A 17,755-nucleotide genomic window follows, 5' to 3' on the forward strand; every position below is an offset into this window, starting at 1 on the left:
ATGTTGAGGTTTTGCCGAGTGAAATTCTCTCTGCTATTCATACGGCGTGAAAACAGAGAGAAACAGCATTTCCAATGATTCACTATAGGCTGGAAATGCTCTCGGAGACTGCATGAGAAAACTTCGCTATCAGCGGCGTCGGTCGCGCTCTGCGGTTTGGGCGCTTCGGCTCGGCATTTTTGCGCTCGTGCTGCTTGCGATGGCATTTCTTCTGCATCGCTTCTGGACATTGGAGACACCTGATCTGGTGCTGCTTACCGGATTGAGCACCGGTCTTGCCGTTCTGGCCCTTCTCTGCGCGGTTAAAGGTTTTCGCAATCTGTGGGTCAATGGCGACAAGGGCGGCGCGCGCTCCTTCTGGGGCGGCATATTCGCTTTTGCAGTGTTGCTTCCGGTCGGGCTGGTAACGGCACTGTGGTATCTCTCTCCACCTCTCTACGACCTCTCCACAGATTTTGAGACGCCGCCGCAATTCCCATCCAATATGCCGCCACGCCTGCAATGGATGAATCCGTTGACAGTGGCGGTGAGTGGTGATGCGTTGACCCAGTTGACCGCCTATCCCGATGTGGTTGGACGCCGCTACGAAGCTGCACCCGACCGCGTTGCGCAAGGCGTCCAGACTGTTCTCAAGACATTCGGATGGCAGGAGGTTGCGCGAAATGCTCCTTCACCGGAGCAGAACGCGATGCGGTTTGTCGTGACAGCGCATAGTTTCATTCTGGGCCTGAAAAGCGATATCGTCATCCGCCTGCTCGACGAAGGCGAAACCACCTATGTCGATGTGCGCTCGCTGTCACGCTATGGCAAGCGCGACATGGGGCAGAATGCGGGCTTCATCACCGATTTTCTGGGGGCGCTGGAAGGCGAGGTTAACAAGGCTCCAGCCGATGTGGAATAATCAGGCAGGAAGATAGATACCGTCGAGTGACGGATGGCCATCGGTCGTGACCTCCCCACGCCCGACGAGATCTTCCAGATGTGCAAGCACGGATAGCGCCGCCGCACCGTGCAACCGTGGATCGGTATCGCGATAGATCACCCTCACCATGTCGCTGATCGTCCGGTCCCCCTGCAGAACCCGCTCTAAAACGGCGCGTTCGCGCATCTTGCGATGGGCGCGCAGGCCGCGAACGAAAGCGGCAGGTTTGGTCACAGCGCCGCCATGGCCCGGTAGATAGACCCTGTCGTCGCGTACCAGCAGTTTTTCGAGCGAGATCATATAGTCATTCATCGAGCCGTCGGGCGGTGCCACGATGGATGTTGCCCATGCCATGACATGGTCTGCGGAAAAAAGAACGCCGGTTCCTTTCAGGCCGAAAGCCATGTGATTGGCGGCATGTCCTGGAGTATGAATTCCTTCCAAAGCCCAACCGTCGCCTTCGATTGCATTGCCATCCGCCAGCATGATATCCGGAATGAAATCCGTATCGGCGCTTGCCTCAAGCATGTTCGTTTCGCCCGCATAATAGGGGCGGGCAGGGCGATGCGATCCTTCGGCGACGGTGCGGGCGCCAAGGTTTTCCTTCAGACGCTGGGCCAAAGGTGAATGATCGCGATGGGTGTGGCTGACGAAGATATGGCTGACCGGGCGACCGGCAATGGTCGCTAACAGGGCGTTGTAATGTGCCTCGTCTTCCGGTCCGGGATCGATGATCGCCAGTGTATCCGTGCCGATAATATAGCTGTTGGTGCCGTGAAAGGTAAAAGCGCTCGGATTGTTGACGGTGAGACGCAAAATGCCTTTACTCAGTTCAACCGGCTTCCCATATTGGGGCGTGAAACTGCTGTCGAAAACAAGCGCCATTGAAGCGGCTTCCAATTCTTCTTTGGTTTGATTGATGAAACGGCATAGGCCTTATATAGTTGGGTTGCAAACGTGAACAGTCACGCGCGCTGACAATCGCGTCAGCTGGTAGATTCCGGAGAATGTTGTGTTCCGGTGTCTGTCGCCGCGTCAAAAGTGGAGTTGGATATGCCTCACAGAGCAAAGTCTCGCGTCGCCACCGCCTCTCTCGCTGCGGAATATTTGCCGACCAGACAACTGGCTCGCGCCTTCTGGTTCGTCGGGCTTGCGCTGATCGGAACGGCTGTTCTTGCCATTTCCGCCAAGATCAAGGTTGATCTGGTCTACGTCAATGTGACGATGCAGACCTTCGCTCTCTTTGCAATTTCAGCACTTTACGGTTCGCGGCTCGCTGTAGCGACCGTCGCTCTTTATCTGCTTGAAGGCGCGCTCGGCATGCCGGTCTTCACCGGAACGCCGGAAAAGGGCATCGGCCTTGCCTATATGGTCGGCCCGACGGGCGGTTACCTTCTCTCCTATCTTGCTGCGGCCTGGATTGTCGGACGCGCTGCTGACAAGGGACTGGCGCGCAATCCTTTCGCTCTCGGCGGTGCAATGTTGCTTGCAGAAGCCGTCATTCTTTTGATGGGGGCTGGCTGGATGGCCTATCTCTTCGGTCTGGAAAACGCCATTGCCTTCGGTTTCGGCGCCTTTATCGCCGGCGATCTGGTGAAACTCGCACTTGCCGCATGCGGCGTTCCTGCGGTGATGACGCTTCTGAAGCGCTGAGTTTTTATTGGTTTTACATGTTGAAAGCCGGGCTTTCTGCCCGGCTTTTCTTGTTTCGATTGAAACTGCTTCGCAATTGACAGAGGCCCCATCGTCGAGCTTTGTCGCTATAACGCATCTGCTTTTACGGGGAGGATGATTTGCACGTCGAAACTCTGATGGTCGAACCGCTGACAAAAGACGCTTTTGCGCCATTTGGCGATGTCATCGAGACAGAAGGAGCCGAGCTCCGGCTGATCAACAACGGGACGACCGAGCGATACCATGATCTCGCGCGTGTCGAAGCCGCTGGCACCGAGGCAAGGGTTCTCATCAACATCTTCCGGGGACAATCGTTCGAAGCGCCAATCGACATCGTCATGATGGAACGCCATCCTTTTGGCTCGCAGGCCTTCATTCCATTGAACGGCAGGCCGTTTCTCGTCGTGGTCGCCGAGGATAACGGTGGCAAGCCTGCCCGTCCGCGTGTGTTCCTTGCGCGCGGTGATCAGGGCGTCAATTATTTGCGCAATGTGTGGCATCATCCGCTATTGGCGCTTGAGCAGAAATCCGATTTTCTGATTGTCGACCGGGCAGGCAAGGAAGACAATCTGGAGGAGTTCTTCTTCTCCGATACCGCATACCGTATTGAAGCGGAAAAAACTGCCTGAGCTCTATCGAGGGATATTATGGGTAAACTTTCCACGCATGTTCTCGACACTGCCCATGGCAGCCCCGCGGCGGCAATGCGCATCGAACTTTATCGTATCGGTGCAAACGGCGCTTCCGAACTTATCAAACGTACGGTGACCAATCTGGACGGACGCACGGATGCTCCCCTGCTTTCCGGCGATGAATTGCGCTCCGGTACATACGAGTTGCAGTTCCATGTTGCCGAATATTTTGAAGGACGTGGTGCGGAACAAGCCAATCCGCCATTTCTCGATCTTATTCCGATCCGCTTCGCAATCGCTGATGCCGATGGAAATTACCATGTGCCGTTGCTTGTCAGCCCGTGGTCCTATTCCACCTATCGCGGAAGCTGATCCAGACTTATCCTCTTTTCGGGCAGACGAACTAAACTCCTCGCATTATCCATTGCGAGGAGTTGTTCATGGATCAAACCCCAAATCTGAAAATGCCCTATATTCTGCCCAGTCAGGCGCAGAAACATGTCACCCACAATGAGGCATTGCGGCTGCTCGATGCTGTTGTGCATCTGAGCGTCAAATCACGGAATCGAGCTGAAGCGCCCGAAATACCTGCCAGCGGAGATCGCTATCTCGTGGCTGTGGCGGCTGCCGGGGCATGGGCAGGAAAGGACGGCGCAATTGCCTCTTTCATTGACGACGGATGGCTGTTCGTGATGCCCGCTATCGGCTGGCAAGCCTACGTCGAGGACGAAGCATTGTTGCTGGTTTTTGACGGCATACTCTGGAAGGGCGTTTCGTCGGTTCCCGAAAACTTGTCCCTGTCCATGCTGGGCGTTCATGCCACTGCCGATGCGGTTAACCGGCTTGCCATCTCGTCGGATGCGAGCCTGTTCAACAATGCCGGTGCAGGGCATCAGGTGAAGGTGAACAAGCAGGCGGTGAGCGATACGGCAAGCCTGCTGTATCAGACCAATTGGACCGGCTTCGCCGAAATGGGGCTTAATGGCAGCAATGATTTCAGCGTAAAGGTGAGCAGTGATAGCGGACAATGGCGCGAGGCGATCAGGATCGATCATGCGACCGGTAACGTTGCCGTCGGTTCGATCTGGCCCCAGACCCAGCTTGATGTCGACGGTCCTATCCGTCCATCATCCTATACGGTCGCATTGCTGCCTTCAGCCGAAAACCATGGAGCCGGTGCGCTGGTCTTCGTTGCCGATGCGTCATCTGGCGCTGAAATGGCTTATTCGGATGGCCTGAACTGGCGGAGCATTCGCAGTGGCACTGTAATTGCCTAAAGCATGTCCCCAAAGCGGAAACCGCCTCCGCGGGGAAATCAGTCCGCTGGATTGATTTCTGGTCCCGCTACGATGGGATAAAGACATGCGTAAAGCAAAGCAATGGAGTGCGGCGGACTGGGCCGCACAGGTGCCAAGATGTTGTTTATGAGCCATAATCTCGTCAAAAGATGTTTGTTAAGCCCCTGCAATGGCAATTGATATAGTCCAGCCAGAGGACTCATGGTAACGGTGGCGAGAAATTTGAATGCTTCGCAGCGAGAACGCATGCACCTGTTGCGGAGAAGTTGGCTAGGTTTTAGTCCTTATTTGTCGTTTGAATAGCCTTATGGCGCTGGAAACATTCCGGTATTTCTCTCCATAGGAGAGCGGGATAACACGCGGATGAGTTTGAAATATCCATGGCAGAGACTGGCGCTTTTGCCCCGCGCCAGCAAACAGATCATTCTGATGCTGAGCGATTGTGTTCTGCTGTTGTTGAGTGCCTATCTCGCATTTGTCATCCGTCTTGGTTTCGTCTTCGTGCCGAACGAGGGACAAACATTTCTGATTTTCATCGCACCGGTCCTGGCGATCCCGGTTTTTGTCCGGTTCGGGCTTTATCGCGCCATCATCCGCTATCTCGCCGAACGTGCGATTTGGCCGATTTTTCAGGCCACTGCCATTGCGGCGCTTTTCTGGGTTGCGCTCGTCTTTCTTATGGAACTCTACGGCAGTACCGGCCTGCCGCGCTCGGTTCCGCTGCTTTACTGGCTTTTGAGCACCGTATTCATCTCTGCCAGCCGTTTCGGTGCGAAATGGCTTTTGCGGAGTTCCGAGTCCGACAAGCGTTATACGAGTTCAGCACTGATCATCGGCGTGGGCGAGCCTGCCCGCCAGCTCGCAACGGCACTCCGCAGCCACAGCGATACATTGGTCGTCGGGTTCGTCGATCCCGATGGCCAGCTTAATGGTATGGATATTATCGGGCTGCGTGTCTATGCGGTGGAAGACATCCCTGCCTTGATCGAAAATTACGGAATCAAACAAGTGGTTGTGTCTGAGCCGGCCCTGGACCAGAAACAGCGTCAGGATTTTGCACGACTTTTGGGCCGCCTTCCGGTCAACACACGTATTCTTCCGCCGATTGCCGATCTGACGGCAGGAAAATATCTGGTCAGTTCGCTGCGCAATGTGGAGATTGACGATCTGCTCGGACGGTCACCTGTGCCGCCGGATGTAGCCTTGTTGCGGGAAGTCGTCGAAGGACGGCGCATCATGGTAACAGGAGCAGGGGGGTCCATCGGTAGCCAACTCTGCCGTACCATTTCGCAATGGAATCCCGCCTGCATTGTCCTATTCGAGTCGAGCGAGTTTGCTCTTTACAATATCGACCGGCAATTGAGACAGATTACTAGTTGCGAGATTGTGCCGATCCTGGGCTCGGTGCGTGATCGGGCCTGCGTGGAAAAAGCCATTCGCGACTATAATGTCGACACGGTCTATCATTGTGCTGCCTACAAGCATGTACCGCTCGTGGAAAAAAACCCGCTGATCGGTATTTTTAACAATGTTTTCGGTACGCTGGAAGTGGCTCAGGCTGCTCTGAATACCGATGTTGAACGCGTGGTGCTTATCTCGTCCGACAAAGCAGTGCGGCCAACGAACGTGATGGGTGCGACCAAGCGGTGGGCTGAACTGGTCGTTTATTATTGCGGCAAACTGGCCGAGCAATCCGGGAAAAAGAAGGCATTCTATTCCGTGCGTTTCGGCAATGTGCTGGGATCGAACGGTTCAGTGGTTCCGCTTTTTCGCGAGCAGATTGCCAATGGCGGGCCGATTACGCTGACCCATGAAGACATGACCCGATATTTTATGTCGATCAAGGAAGCTGCCGAGTTAATCGTACAGTCAGGCGGCATTGCCGAATCCGGCGATACTGTGCTGCTGGAAATGGGAGAGCCGGTTAAAATTCGCGATCTGGCAGAGAATATGATTCTTCTGGCGGGGTTGAGCGTCCGGAACGACGAGAATCCGCATGGCGATATAGGTATTGAAGTAACGGGGATTCGTGAGGGCGAGAAGATGTATGAAGAACTCTTCTACGATCCGTCACTCGCGCAGCCGACACGCCATCCCAAGATCATGCGTGCCCCCCAAGGCAATAAGGCTGCGGTCGATGTGCCTGCCAGCCTCACGGCGCTACGTATTGCCATGGAAAGCGGTGATGTCGATGCGGTTCGCAAGGTACTGTTCGACGTTATAACTTCCTGAAGCGTCCGCGGAAATCCAATAGCAGAACAAGGGTTGCGACAATAGCGACAAGCAGAAATGCGACCTGGGTAAGCATGTGATCAAGCGCGAGCAGCGCTATGGCGCAGGCGATGAGGATCAGATTCAGGAGCGCCACGTGGCCAACGACCTTTAGCACACTCCAGCCTGCGCGTTTTGCCACTTGGTAAGCGTGTTTGGAATGCGCTTTAAGGATGTTCTCGCCTTGACTTAACCGCATTACGAGAGTCGTTCCCGCATCGAGAATATAATAAAGCGGCAGGATCAGCGCGACGGCGATATGCGTTTCCCGCGCAAGCAGGATAAGCGCCGTACCTGTGATCAGGCCGAGCGGCAGGCTTCCAGAGTCACCCAGAAAAATAGTTGCCGGCGGGCGGTTGAACAAGGCAAAGCCGACAAGACCTCCAGCTGCGATGATAGCGATGCCGCCGCTTTCCAGTCCGGTAAGGCTGAGAGCGGCCAGAAGCCCGATACCAGCCAAAGGAAGCCCAATCCCTGCCGCCGTCATAAGATCGAGGCCATCCATGAAATTGGTGACATTGATCGCTACCACCAGAGCAAAGGCAATAAGTGCTGCCTCCAGCCAGTAGGGCAGCAGGTCTGGCAACAACCGGAAATCGGGTCCCAGGCCGTAGACAACCAGTCCGGCGGCAAGGAGTTGTGATCCCAGCCTGATGATTTCTGAAAGCTCATAGCGGTCATCCAGTCCACCGACGATCCAGAGCAACAGCGAAGCTCCGGAAAGGCAAAGTGCCAGATGCGCGTTCACCTCCAGATCCGGTGCGAAGATCAGTAGGGTCGCGATGATGGCGGGGATAAGCGCCAGGCCGCCGATCTGCCGTGCCACGGTTGTGTGGTTGGAGCGCGAACTCATACGTGCCGCGAGAAACTGCGCGGGTAACAGCTGGTTCAGCAGATAGAGGCCAATGCCGCACAAGGCAGTGCTGACGAGAAACGAAATCAACAGAAACAGCATGATGAATACCAAAATCCCATTTATCTGTAGGAATTAGCAGCTTTGAAGCTGGACGCAAATCATCGCTTTGGTTTTGTTGAGCTGACAGTGGCGATATGCGGTTGAAAAGCTTCTTCACAGGGCCTGTAATCTTGGGCGGGATTTCGTTATTAGGCGATTGCGCTCAGGTTTCGAAGCGGTTATAAGGCCGCGCAACCGATTGCTTCGGTGTGATTTGTTGGGGCGTAGCCAAGCGGTAAGGCAGCGGTTTTTGGTACCGCCATTCCCTGGTTCGAATCCAGGCGCCCCAGCCATGAATCATGTGTAAAATCAATATCTTATTGATTTTACTTAGTGTTTTCCTTGCTGGGAATCCTCAAGCTTTTTTCCATTTCGCCGACTGTGCACCAAACTGTGACACAGAGCTATGACACATGCCGATTCGCCTGGTCGGTTTGTCTCGTGGCTCCAAACGGCGAGTCCATCATGGCAATCAGACATCAGGTTCAGAATCTTCAACGGCGCGGAAATATTTTTTACTGGCGCGCGCGCCTTCCGGCACATCTGGGCCGCAATATTGGTTCGCGTCACCTTGCTTTCAGCCTCAAACAATCTGATCATCGACAGGCAGGCTACATGGCCCGCAAGCTCAATCTTATGCTCTATGAAATTGCAGAGAACCCGCGAAGTGTATTGATGTCGAAAGAAGCTCTCGAAGGATTGTTCCAGTCCGAAATCGCGCGGATGAATGATCATATGGACAACCTGCAGGCTGCCAGCAGGAGTACGACAGTAGGCTTCCATCACATTGATAATATTCGTTCCGATTTGGAAGCAGGCTGGGCCTACAGGCTTCTGGAAAAATTTGGTACCCGTCGGATCCTGTTTGAAGATGCATCCTGTCTGGGCTGGCGTGTTCTCGAAAAGGCAAACGTCCCGCAGAGCCTGCATCAAGGCATCGTTACAACATATCACGGAGAGCGAGAATACGCAGAATCATCACGCTTCGCTGGTGAACTGAGAGCGCTCATGCAGGAACATGGCCTCGCTTATTCGATCCTGAATTTCGAAAAAGCGAAGGCCGAGTATTTTAAAGCGCGGGCTGATGTACTGTTGAGCACCGAGAATCGCTATCTCATCGAATATACTGACGAGCAGGCTGAACCAGCCCCCATCCAGCCAGAACCAATTGTTTCGGTTGCAAACGTGGAACCTGTGCCGGATATCATTCCACAGCCACAGCCACAGCCACAGCCACAGCCACAGCCACAGCCACAGCCACAGCCACAGCCACAGCCACAGCCACAGCCAGTTGTAGAAAATCCTGTTCCTGTATCAGTATCTGACATGCTGGGGCTTACTGGGCAGGACTTGCCAGTGAAGCAATTCATGAAGCAGTGCGACCTTCTGATCGCCAACAACCGTGAGAACTGGAACGAAGATACGGCAAAGGACGTCAGGACAGCTGTTCGCATTTTCTGCGGTATTCTGGACGAGCACAATGTTCTCACGAGCAGTGCCATTACTCAGACCCACTTGGCGGCTTTGCGCCAGCATTTCAATAACATCCTTGTCAGATGGGGAAGCAGTTCGCGTTACGTGGCAATGACGACCGTGCAATTGCGGGAGGCGACAGAACGGGAAGTAATCCGCGCACAAAAGCTTAATTTGCCAGAACCCCAGGTCGGCTTGTCGAGTGGAACAATCAGGCGTCACCTTGGTAATCTCGAACAGTTCCTGAATCATCTTGTCGCGTCAGGTTTCATGTTGCGGGCATTTACGTTCAAAGGGATCAAGCCGAAGAAACGCAGCCTCGCATCCGTTCGGGAGCTGACTGCTAAACCCGGCCCTGAGCAGGTTGAAGCGATCTTCCGGCTTCCGGTGTTCACCGGTTGTGCCGGGCCGATGCCGGAGGAAATGCGGGAGTTCGGACAGACCGTATATCATTCGTCCCTTTATTATGTGCCAATGCTCTACGCATATCTGGGCGCAAGACGCGCCGAATTTACGGGCCTCATGATTGATGATGTGGTTTATGCAAAGGATCAAGGTATGTGGTCCATCAAAATTCGGAAAAACGAGCTCCGAGGATTGAAGAACCTCCAATCAAAACGCGATCTCCCCGTACCAGATGAGCTTATCCGACTGGGTTTTCTCGACTACGCAAAGCGTTTGAAGGAACTTGGACACAGATGTTTATTTCCGGAATTGGTCGCTCCAGGACGCAAAAACGATACCGGTGATCGTTTCTACAAGAGCTTTGTCCCTCTGTTGAAAGCGGAAACGGGGCTTGGTGATCAGCTTTGGGGTCGTGCAATCCATGCCCTGCGCCATGGGTTCAGCGACACGCTGAAACAGAAGGGGATAGAAATGTCGATTATAGAAGACATTACCGGGCATCTGGGCCGAACGGAGGGAGATACACGATATACGAATATTGCCAGTTTGACGGTGATGAAAAAGACAATTGATGTGTATCCGGTCATTACGGGGCATCTGCAACCACAGCCCTTACGCTTGCTGTCGTATGTCGAGGCAAAAGAACCTGCGCCCTGGTTTAGAAAAGAAAAAGAGAAGCCATCCCGGCGTCGCAATTCGTAATTAAGAAAACAGCGCGACGTCGTTAGGTGTCGCGCTATACTCATTATCAACGTGGGAGGCATCCATCGAACGGAACGGAAAGCGCAGCAGACCCGTGTTTCGGAAATAAGTTCGGGAAATATATTGCATAATTTAAACGGCGTTTGCATTGGCGACCCCAGTAGGTGATTTGAATTGCAATAACTTCCCGGTACTTCATTTGAAGTTGCGGGTAGGGCATTACAACGTGTCGGCAAGTTGTTTTGATTTGCCAGTGATGCATTTCAAATTGCAATAATTTGCAGTAATCCGATTCAAAACTTGGGAGGAGCGTTACAGAGTTCGGGGTAAACGTTGCTGAACCCGAGATTTCCGATTCAAGGGCAAACGCCGTTTATGGGTAGGCGGGGAGGAAGAAAAACGCTTTGCGCCGACTGGTTTTGATCTCATAGTTTAATTGTTCGCGGGCAATTGGGGGTGAAATGGCATCGAGCAAGCAGCAGGCAGAACGCTTGCGCAAACAGCGAGAACGGCAGAAAGAATATCGGGATCGTTTGAGAGCAGAGCGCAAACCGACACGCGACGACGTTGCTCGGGTGTTTCTGCATTTCATGATTGCCAAAGCGATGAAGTCTGGCAATCAAGACGGGATGGAGAAGCTAATTGATATGCTGCTTGATGGGCTGGCAGATCAGGGCTTCGATAAAGATGCTTCGTTGGATGTCATTGATGATCTGATCGACAAATACACCAAAAGGGGTTGGGATTTCCGACGCAAAGTGCATCTGATGCCTCATGGAGACGCCGACGACCCCGAGCAATGAAGATGGCTTCCAAAACCGTGGCAGCCTGATTTCAATGGCCTCGTTTCACAAACGGCGTTTGTCCCTTTTGTCTGTTCTCCCCCCATTACTTCATAAAACGCCGTTTGCAGATGAATCGGAAATATCGAGTTTGAAATGGCAGGCAGGTAGGGCCACGCAATGTGCAGGCACGTCATTTCGATTTGTCAGCAACATGTTTCAAATCGAAATAATTTGCAGTAATCCGATTCAAAATTCGAGAAGAGTGTTACCCGAGGCAATTTTCCCGATTCAGCGACAAACGCCGTTTGAAAGTAAGGTCGAAACGTATTCGGCGTCTTTGTTCATGTGAGATGTCGGGCAAGGGCGCTTCTTTCGATGAGCACTCTGGCATGCAGTTAAAATGGGGCCTGATGTCTCGCCTGTGGATAACTTTTTATCTTGCTTTCAGCCGCCCGGATCAGTCGCCGACCAAAGCAGAAGCCTTACGGCTACTGGGTTTTGTAGCGATTGGGGCTATTCTAAAAAAGCCGGTGATATCCGGGACTTAGATAAAAATACGGTCTGGAGATCTTTTTTGTTCCAGATCCTTGCAGCGCGTTTGAGATCCTGCAATAGTCACTTTGTCTGATCGATCAGACATCTCCATTCCGGTGCTGGAACACCGGAATGGAGACTAACTTAGCCTGCCAACACAGGAGCCAAGCTATGCTGGTTATTATCGACATTCGTCTCGAATTAAAAGATCTGTGGCCCGATAATCGTATCGGCTTTGTGGCTCCTGAGCGGAAGTAATTTCCGCCTCTGACACGTTCGGCGCTCTTTAAAGCCGAACTCCCCAATTTCCGATTTTGACACTCTGCTCGTGTGCGTTCGCGCGCAACGTCACGGTCTTTGCTGTCTTTAAAAACTGGTGCCGCTTGCAAGGGCAAGCGCGACCAACACCTCACACCATTTAGCTCCGGCGGCCGATAGTCGCTCCGGAGAAGGAGGACTTATGTTTGCAGAAACAGTGATCGGCTACATCGACCTGATCGAAAACAAAATTCCGCAGCGCAGCTACACACGTGAATTAAATGCAGCGCTGCATCTATCGTGGCTTCTCCATCGAATTGACCAAGCCCATAACCGGGATACAGAGAAAACGGTGGTTCGCGATACGCTCTTGCGCTGGGCGATCTGGAACGAAGGTGAGAAAATCCTGGGGCTCATTGAAGAAGCGTCAGCGCGTTTGAGGATTTTCGATCATAGGGGACCGAGCCGTGCAATGCCAATCACACGTGATACGCTTAATCATGTTATCGAGTCGGTTGCCCCCAAATCGGTTTCTACAATGAGCATCGAGATTGCTGCATCAGCACTCCCGACGAAGCCTTATGCTTTTGATCTCGTGCATTATGATGCTGAGAAAAAACGACTACTGATGTTCAGCATGGTGTACGGTATCTACGCGCACAAAAACGCCTTGTGTCAATGGCGCATTGAAGCATCAACCACAGCAGCAATTCTGGCGCGTTTGGCATCACAATACTACGATATAGATATCGAACAGTGTGAATTCGCGCTGATCGATCCGCTATTGAATGAAAGCCCACGAGAAAAGGGCATCTGGGCACTGGCTGACCTTGACCGACTGATCGGCGCACCGGGTATCGCGGGAAAAGTGCTGGATGTGCAAGAAGCTCTCAGGGAAGAGCTTATCATCTGGCTCGGCGATACATTCGCGGAAACTGAAGCAGAGCAAGCACAGCTTATCGATGAAGAGATCGCGAAGATTACGGTCGAAGCGCTCGACAAGATGTCTATGCCGAGGATTCAGATTTTGTGGCCGGATAATAGCGTTGAGACGGCGTGACCAATCAGCTGATGCCTCGTGCGAAGCTTCTGAAACTGCGTGTCACGGACATATCCGTTATGCAGCAGCGTGGACGTTTGCCGCGATGCAGACCAACAAGGGTATCCAGTATTCTCAATGGTGAGTTAACGGACAACCGATGAGAACGAAGGTTAAAGCAAAATAGATAAGGCAGCAGAGTAGCTTCTGCTCAGATATCAGGGTGGATGCCTTTGTTACGCTGAACAGCTCAGCTTTTGCTCTCGATAACAATCAAATGCGTGGAAATCAGGAAACGCCAATCCCCGGGCGCGTTGTTGCGCGCCTGAACGATCCCTCATTTTTTCATAAATCAGGAACACAGCGTGATGGTTACAATCAAAGACGGAAAATACAATCGCGAACAACTCGAACTTGAAATCAAGATGCTGAAATCTCTGGTCGATGATCTCGAGCGGATATTCCAGGGTGATTATCCAGATGAACGGACACTGGCAAATTCGCCAGCAATCACAAGCTGGAAGCTGAGCAAACGACCGGCAACATGTCTCGAAGGCGTATTGTTCGAACATCCTCGTCTTGGTTACATCGTGCCCAATGGCATCACGTCCGAGCTGTGGCTTCTGGATCTCGACAGAAATTATGCCCGCACCTTCAGTCGCTTTTATCGGCTTGGCCAACAAGACATCGGCCACTGAGAAAAAATGAAGCTGATCAGACAGCACAATATCAACCGACATGGCAGCTGGTGTGAAAGTCTCTGCACGTCTGCCAGAGACGTGGATGCCTGTCTTGGAAAACCTGACGCGAAAACGGCTTCGATAATACGGATAGGAATAGGGGAGAATCGCATGAAACTCTGGATCTGGTCTGACGTGCATAATGAACTGCAAGATGTTGCCTATCCAACACGGGAAGAAGCGCCGGACTGTGATGTGATCATGATAGCGGGCGATCTCAGCGCGGCACCAGATCTCCACATAACGCTGGAATTTCTGATCAGGCGCTACGAGAAGCCGATCCTGTATGTCCCCGGAAATCATGAATTCTATCAGAACAAATGGCTTATCGGTGATAGGGATCGTTCGCTGGAAAGCGATAGGCAGACCATCAAGGCAATTGAGGCCCTTTCTCTGCAATGGCCGCAGCGGTTTTATTGTCTCGATGCCGATACGGTGATTATCGACAATACGCGCTTCATCGGCGCAAGCCTATGGGTCGATTTCCAGATGAAACTCGCCGCGAAGTCTGACCTGCGCCAGCGAATGTTGATGGCACGTCAGATGCTCAACGATTTTCATGCAATATATATGCAAGATGGCAATCGGTTCACGCCTGAGAATATGCTTGACCTACATCGTTCAGATGCAGCCTATATTCGACAAAAGCTGGCAGAACCATTTGACGGCCGCACTGTCGTGCTGACGCATCACATGCCGCATCCTGATTGCACGCCGCCGGTCTATATGGGGCAAGACGCAAATTTTCTGTTCGCCTGTGGTGCTGAAGCCTTCAGTGACATCCTTCATTCCGAACAGGCTCCAGATTTGTGGATCTGTGGTCATACGCACCACGCGTTCGACGTTCAGATCGGCCGAAGCCGCATTGTCTGCAATCCTTTCGGTTACCGATGGGAGCAGGGCAGAAACGGGTTTCGGTGGGGCTGGGTGATTGCCATCGAATAACCCACTACACACTGTACAGGAGCCTGACCGGTAAGGGCTAACCAGCCGAGGAAACTCAGACACGTCGTCAATCGCAGTTTAGTCGCATTGTGAAGGCATTCTCTTATTGGAGGTGGTTGACTTAATTCAAACATTTCCATTACTACACACGCGATCAAATAGACGAAAAATTTGCGAAGGCGCATGGGCGAGCCTGCATAATTTCAACTAGGATTAGGTCTTTATGAGCGTTGAAGCTTTTGATGGGAACGCCGAGTTGGTTGCATATCGAGTGAGACCGAAGGCAGGTATCAAAGTTGCATTGAATGATATTGTAGAGGCTTTTGCAAATTATCGGTTAGCTTTGATTTTCGGCTGGCAAGATGTTGCGCAGCGTTATCGCCGTTCGCGAGTTGGAGCATTTTGGCTGACCTTGAATATGGCTGTGTTGATTGGTGCACTGGGTGCTATTTTTGGAACGCTTTTCCAATCTGAGATGCATGAGTATTTGCCTCACGTATGCGCTGGCATCATTATGTGGAGCTTCATTACAAGCTCATTATCAGAAGGTTGTACTACTTTCAGTGGGTCCGACGGTATTATCCTTCAGGTAAGGATGCCACTTTTTACGCATATACTGCGCACATTGTGGAGGAATATAATAATATTCATGCATAATATTGTAATATTTCCTTTTATTGCTTTAATTCTTGGTCATTCAATAAATTTTTATGTTCTATTGTCGTTTCCTGGCTTCTTACTCGTTTGTTTGAATCTAGCTTGGATTATGCTTATTCTGGCCGTCTTATGCGCTAGATTTCGCGATATGACTCAAGTTGTAACAAATTTCCTACAGATATTTTTTTATGCAACGCCAATTATGTGGATGGTGAAGATCCTGCCGGATCATGTTTCCAGGGCATTTATCGAGTTTAATCCATTTTACCACTTCATTGAGTTGGTCAGAGCGCCACTTTTGGGGCATGCTCCTGAAAATGCTAGCTGGTTTGTTGCGGTTGGGCTTGCAGTTTTCGGTTGGGCTGTTGCGTTAGTATTCTTTGGAAAATACCGTTGGCGTGTAGCGTATTGGTTGTGATGACATGAGCTTGATTAAGTTAGACAACGTGAGCGTTGAGTTTCCAATTTATAACTCATCAAGTCGCTCCCTAAAGAACCGTGTTCTAAGCATCGCGACAGGCGGAAAAATTGAACGGAGAACTGATAAACTGGTTGTGATCCGTGGTCTTGAGGGAGTCTCGATGACTCTTAAGGACGGCGATAGGATCGGGCTGATCGGCCATAATGGCTCGGGAAAGACAACGCTGTTGCGAGTGCTTTCGGGCATCTATACCCCAACGCAGGGGACTGCGTATATTGATGGAACCTGTGTTTCATTGATCAATATCCATCTTGGCATTGACCCGGATGCGACGGGACGCGAAAATATTCGCCTGCGCTCCGCTATGATGGGAATGCTTCCGAAAGAAATTGACGAGAAATTCGATATGATCGCCAAATTCTCCGGCTTGGGTGATTTCTTGGACATGCCTTTCAGAACGTATTCCTCAGGTATGCAGCTGAGGCTGGCCTTTGCAACTTCGACATCTGTGCGTCCAGAAATTCTGATTATGGATGAATGGTTATCAACCGGAGATGAAGACTTCAAAGAGCGCGCAAACAAACGCATGCACGAATTGGTGGGGGCTACAAAGATTCTGATTTTGGCAAGTCACTCGAGGGAATTGCTAATGAAAAATTGCAATCGCATTCTTTGGCTGGAGCATGGTCAGCTGAAAATGGATGGTCCTACTCAAGAGGTACTGTCCGCTTATTTCGGTGAGGAGCAGAAGTAAAGCAAGCCCGTTGAGCGGATTTTGCTGGAACGCTCGGCGTGGTTTGCTTCTACGCTCTAAAGCGTGTTGCGTTTATCGTATTCAGGCAACACGCTTTAAATATTTGTTTTTACGTATGTCTTGATCTCGAAACCGGTTTCCACTTTTGGGAAACATGCGCTAGGTCACGTAGGTTAGGAACGGCTTCTTTTAAGAATACTGGCAATAGAAACTTCGACTGTTGGACGAATATCCTTGCGCCAAAGGGCAAAAGCCACGTTGGCTTCGATGAAACCGGACTTGGAGCCACAGTCAAATGTCAAACCTCGGTAATCGAAGCCGTAAAACTTCTGCGTATTCGCAAGCTTGAGCATGGCGTCAGTTAGTTGGATTTCATTGCCAGCGCCCGTCTCCTGCTTGCTCAGTAACGTAAATATTTCGGGCTGAAGTATGTAGCGGCCATTAATATAGAGATTGGAAGGAGCAGTACCCTTGGCAGGTTTCTCAACCATCTGGGTAATCTCAAAACCATTGCCAATCGCATTGCCCTTGGCAACAATGCCGTACCTATGGGCTTCTTCAGGGTCGCATTCCTGTACGGAAATTACGTTGCCGCCAGTCTGCTCGTAAAGTTCAACAAGTTCCTTGAGGCAACCCTTCTTCGATTGCATAACCATATCTGGTAAAAGAAGTGCGAAGGGCTCATCGCCAATGATCTCGCGCGCGCACCAGACCGCGTGTCCGAGGCCGAGTGGAGCCTGTTGGCGGGTGAAGCTAGTGGCGCCTGGCTGTGGTTGCAATTCCTGTAAATGCGCAAGCTCAGCCTTCTTGCCACGTTCGGCAAGCGTGGAGTAAAGCTCGACCTGTGCATCGAAATAATCTTCGATGACAGCCTTATTGCGTCCGGTAACGAAAACCAGATGTTCGATCCCAGCCTCGCGAGCCTCGTCCACCACATACTGGATGACTGGTTTGTCGACGACGGTGAGCATTTCTTTGGGGATGGACTTTGTCGCCGGAAGAAAGCGGGTTCCAAGACCGGCAACCGGGAAAACTGCCTTACGAATTTTGCGGATCGAGCTCATTCATCTCCTCGATTTGTTACGAACGATGTTTTGCTGTCAAAGCATTGAAAAACTTTACTTCAGGGAAGCGATTTTCATATACATTGCAAAAAACTAAGTACACAATCAAATTGTGTTAGGCTAGCCATAGGATGCGTGGTAAGCGGGTAATACTAGAGCTCATTAATTAGAACCTATGTGCCCAATCACGTAGCCCAATTGAAATAATGGTCCATGGATCGGAGAC

General features: G+C 51.7%; 16 protein-coding genes and 1 tRNA gene. 14 read left to right on the forward strand and 3 right to left on the reverse strand.

The window, feature by feature from the left end:
* The first annotated feature begins 112 nt into the window (after positions 1-112).
* Positions 113-901 carry a DUF1499 domain-containing protein gene (locus JNC70_RS07555; protein ID WP_211692402.1) on the forward strand — a complete coding sequence of 263 codons (789 nt, stop codon included), beginning with the start codon at positions 113-115 and terminating at the stop codon, positions 899-901.
* Here JNC70_RS07555 and JNC70_RS07560 read toward each other — a convergent pair whose 3' ends face one another.
* Positions 902-1,807 carry an MBL fold metallo-hydrolase gene (locus JNC70_RS07560; protein ID WP_211692403.1) on the reverse strand — a complete coding sequence of 302 codons (906 nt, stop codon included), beginning with the start codon at positions 1,805-1,807 and terminating at the stop codon, positions 902-904.
* Positions 1,808-1,975: 168 nt separating this feature from the next.
* Between JNC70_RS07560 and JNC70_RS07565 the strand changes: the two genes are divergently transcribed.
* The 5 genes from JNC70_RS07565 to JNC70_RS07585 all read left to right on the forward strand — a co-directional run bounded on the left by JNC70_RS07565 (position 1,976) and on the right by JNC70_RS07585 (position 6,758).
* Positions 1,976-2,575, forward strand: coding sequence for a biotin transporter BioY (locus tag JNC70_RS07565; RefSeq protein ID WP_104754771.1), 600 nt, complete (start codon positions 1,976-1,978; stop codon positions 2,573-2,575).
* A 140-nt stretch (positions 2,576-2,715) separates the two neighbouring features.
* The gene (locus JNC70_RS07570; protein ID WP_211692405.1) at positions 2,716-3,225 is read left to right on the forward strand and encodes an ureidoglycolate lyase; all 510 of its coding nucleotides are present in this window, start codon (positions 2,716-2,718) and stop codon (positions 3,223-3,225) included.
* Between the two features lie 18 nt (positions 3,226-3,243).
* On the forward strand, positions 3,244-3,600 hold the full coding sequence (gene uraH, locus JNC70_RS07575; protein ID WP_211692406.1) for a hydroxyisourate hydrolase: 357 nt from the start codon (positions 3,244-3,246) through the stop codon (positions 3,598-3,600).
* Positions 3,601-3,668: 68 nt separating this feature from the next.
* Positions 3,669-4,505, forward strand: a complete 837-nt coding sequence (locus tag JNC70_RS07580) for a DUF2793 domain-containing protein (RefSeq protein WP_374788572.1) — start codon at positions 3,669-3,671, stop codon at positions 4,503-4,505.
* Between the two features lie 384 nt (positions 4,506-4,889).
* A complete protein-coding gene (locus JNC70_RS07585) occupies positions 4,890-6,758 on the forward strand; it encodes a polysaccharide biosynthesis protein (RefSeq protein WP_104754774.1) in 1,869 nt (622 codons plus the stop codon).
* Here the strand turns inward: JNC70_RS07585 and JNC70_RS07590 are convergent.
* Positions 6,745-7,752, reverse strand: coding sequence for an MraY family glycosyltransferase (locus JNC70_RS07590; RefSeq protein WP_104754775.1), 1,008 nt, complete (start codon positions 7,750-7,752; stop codon positions 6,745-6,747). The genes JNC70_RS07585 and JNC70_RS07590 overlap by 14 nt on opposite strands.
* 218 nt (positions 7,753-7,970) lie before the next feature.
* On the opposite strand from JNC70_RS07590, the gene JNC70_RS07595 reads away from it, so the two are divergent.
* From JNC70_RS07595 to JNC70_RS07630, 8 genes are all read left to right on the forward strand, one after another.
* Positions 7,971-8,045 (forward strand) — tRNA-Gln (locus tag JNC70_RS07595).
* 172 nt (positions 8,046-8,217) lie between these two features.
* The gene (locus JNC70_RS07600; RefSeq protein ID WP_374788573.1) at positions 8,218-10,332 is read left to right on the forward strand and encodes a DUF6538 domain-containing protein; all 2,115 of its coding nucleotides are present in this window, start codon (positions 8,218-8,220) and stop codon (positions 10,330-10,332) included.
* A 461-nt stretch (positions 10,333-10,793) separates the two neighbouring features.
* Positions 10,794-11,135: a hypothetical protein gene (locus JNC70_RS07605; protein ID WP_340583686.1), complete on the forward strand. Its 342-nt coding sequence runs from the start codon at positions 10,794-10,796 to the stop codon at positions 11,133-11,135.
* Between the two features lie 976 nt (positions 11,136-12,111).
* The gene (locus JNC70_RS07610) at positions 12,112-12,969 is read left to right on the forward strand and encodes a hypothetical protein (RefSeq protein ID WP_340583687.1); all 858 of its coding nucleotides are present in this window, start codon (positions 12,112-12,114) and stop codon (positions 12,967-12,969) included.
* Positions 12,970-13,316: 347 nt separating this feature from the next.
* Positions 13,317-13,646 (forward strand): DUF6634 family protein, encoded by a 330-nt coding sequence (locus tag JNC70_RS07615; RefSeq protein ID WP_340583983.1) that lies wholly within the window; start codon positions 13,317-13,319, stop codon positions 13,644-13,646.
* Between the two features lie 153 nt (positions 13,647-13,799).
* On the forward strand, positions 13,800-14,633 hold the full coding sequence (locus JNC70_RS07620; protein WP_374788574.1) for a metallophosphoesterase: 834 nt from the start codon (positions 13,800-13,802) through the stop codon (positions 14,631-14,633).
* Between the two features lie 223 nt (positions 14,634-14,856).
* Positions 14,857-15,708 carry an ABC transporter permease gene (locus tag JNC70_RS07625; protein WP_340583689.1) on the forward strand — a complete coding sequence of 284 codons (852 nt, stop codon included), beginning with the start codon at positions 14,857-14,859 and terminating at the stop codon, positions 15,706-15,708.
* Between the two features lie 4 nt (positions 15,709-15,712).
* Positions 15,713-16,465 carry an ABC transporter ATP-binding protein gene (locus JNC70_RS07630; RefSeq protein ID WP_340583690.1) on the forward strand — a complete coding sequence of 251 codons (753 nt, stop codon included), beginning with the start codon at positions 15,713-15,715 and terminating at the stop codon, positions 16,463-16,465.
* 173 nt (positions 16,466-16,638) lie between these two features.
* Here JNC70_RS07630 and galU read toward each other — a convergent pair whose 3' ends face one another.
* Entirely contained in the window at positions 16,639-17,529 is an 891-nt protein-coding gene (gene galU / locus JNC70_RS07635; RefSeq protein ID WP_340583691.1) for a UTP--glucose-1-phosphate uridylyltransferase GalU, read from the reverse strand.
* Between the last annotated feature and the right edge of the window lie 226 nt (positions 17,530-17,755).

The organism is Brucella oryzae (genome assembly GCF_041929965.1).
Classification (GTDB): Bacteria; Pseudomonadota; Alphaproteobacteria; order Rhizobiales; family Rhizobiaceae; genus Brucella; species Brucella oryzae.

Bases quoted from the DNA above. Each gene is read 5' to 3' on its own strand.
- JNC70_RS07555 (WP_211692402.1), top strand. From the start codon at position 113: ATGAGAAAACTTCGCTATCAGCGGCGTCGGTCGCGCTCTGCGGTTTGG.
- JNC70_RS07560 (WP_211692403.1), bottom strand. From the start codon at position 1,807: ATGGCGCTTGTTTTCGACAGCAGTTTCACGCCCCAATATGGGAAGCCG.
- JNC70_RS07565 (WP_104754771.1), top strand. From the start codon at position 1,976: ATGCCTCACAGAGCAAAGTCTCGCGTCGCCACCGCCTCTCTCGCTGCG.
- uraH (WP_211692406.1), top strand. From the start codon at position 3,244: ATGGGTAAACTTTCCACGCATGTTCTCGACACTGCCCATGGCAGCCCC.
- JNC70_RS07580 (WP_374788572.1), top strand. From the start codon at position 3,669: ATGGATCAAACCCCAAATCTGAAAATGCCCTATATTCTGCCCAGTCAG.
- JNC70_RS07585 (WP_104754774.1), top strand. From the start codon at position 4,890: ATGAGTTTGAAATATCCATGGCAGAGACTGGCGCTTTTGCCCCGCGCC.
- JNC70_RS07590 (WP_104754775.1), bottom strand. From the start codon at position 7,752: ATGCTGTTTCTGTTGATTTCGTTTCTCGTCAGCACTGCCTTGTGCGGC.
- JNC70_RS07600 (WP_374788573.1), top strand. From the start codon at position 8,218: ATGGCAATCAGACATCAGGTTCAGAATCTTCAACGGCGCGGAAATATT.
- JNC70_RS07605 (WP_340583686.1), top strand. From the start codon at position 10,794: ATGGCATCGAGCAAGCAGCAGGCAGAACGCTTGCGCAAACAGCGAGAA.
- JNC70_RS07610 (WP_340583687.1), top strand. From the start codon at position 12,112: ATGTTTGCAGAAACAGTGATCGGCTACATCGACCTGATCGAAAACAAA.
- JNC70_RS07615 (WP_340583983.1), top strand. From the start codon at position 13,317: ATGGTTACAATCAAAGACGGAAAATACAATCGCGAACAACTCGAACTT.
- JNC70_RS07620 (WP_374788574.1), top strand. From the start codon at position 13,800: ATGAAACTCTGGATCTGGTCTGACGTGCATAATGAACTGCAAGATGTT.
- JNC70_RS07625 (WP_340583689.1), top strand. From the start codon at position 14,857: ATGAGCGTTGAAGCTTTTGATGGGAACGCCGAGTTGGTTGCATATCGA.
- JNC70_RS07630 (WP_340583690.1), top strand. From the start codon at position 15,713: ATGAGCTTGATTAAGTTAGACAACGTGAGCGTTGAGTTTCCAATTTAT.
- galU (WP_340583691.1), bottom strand. From the start codon at position 17,529: ATGAGCTCGATCCGCAAAATTCGTAAGGCAGTTTTCCCGGTTGCCGGT.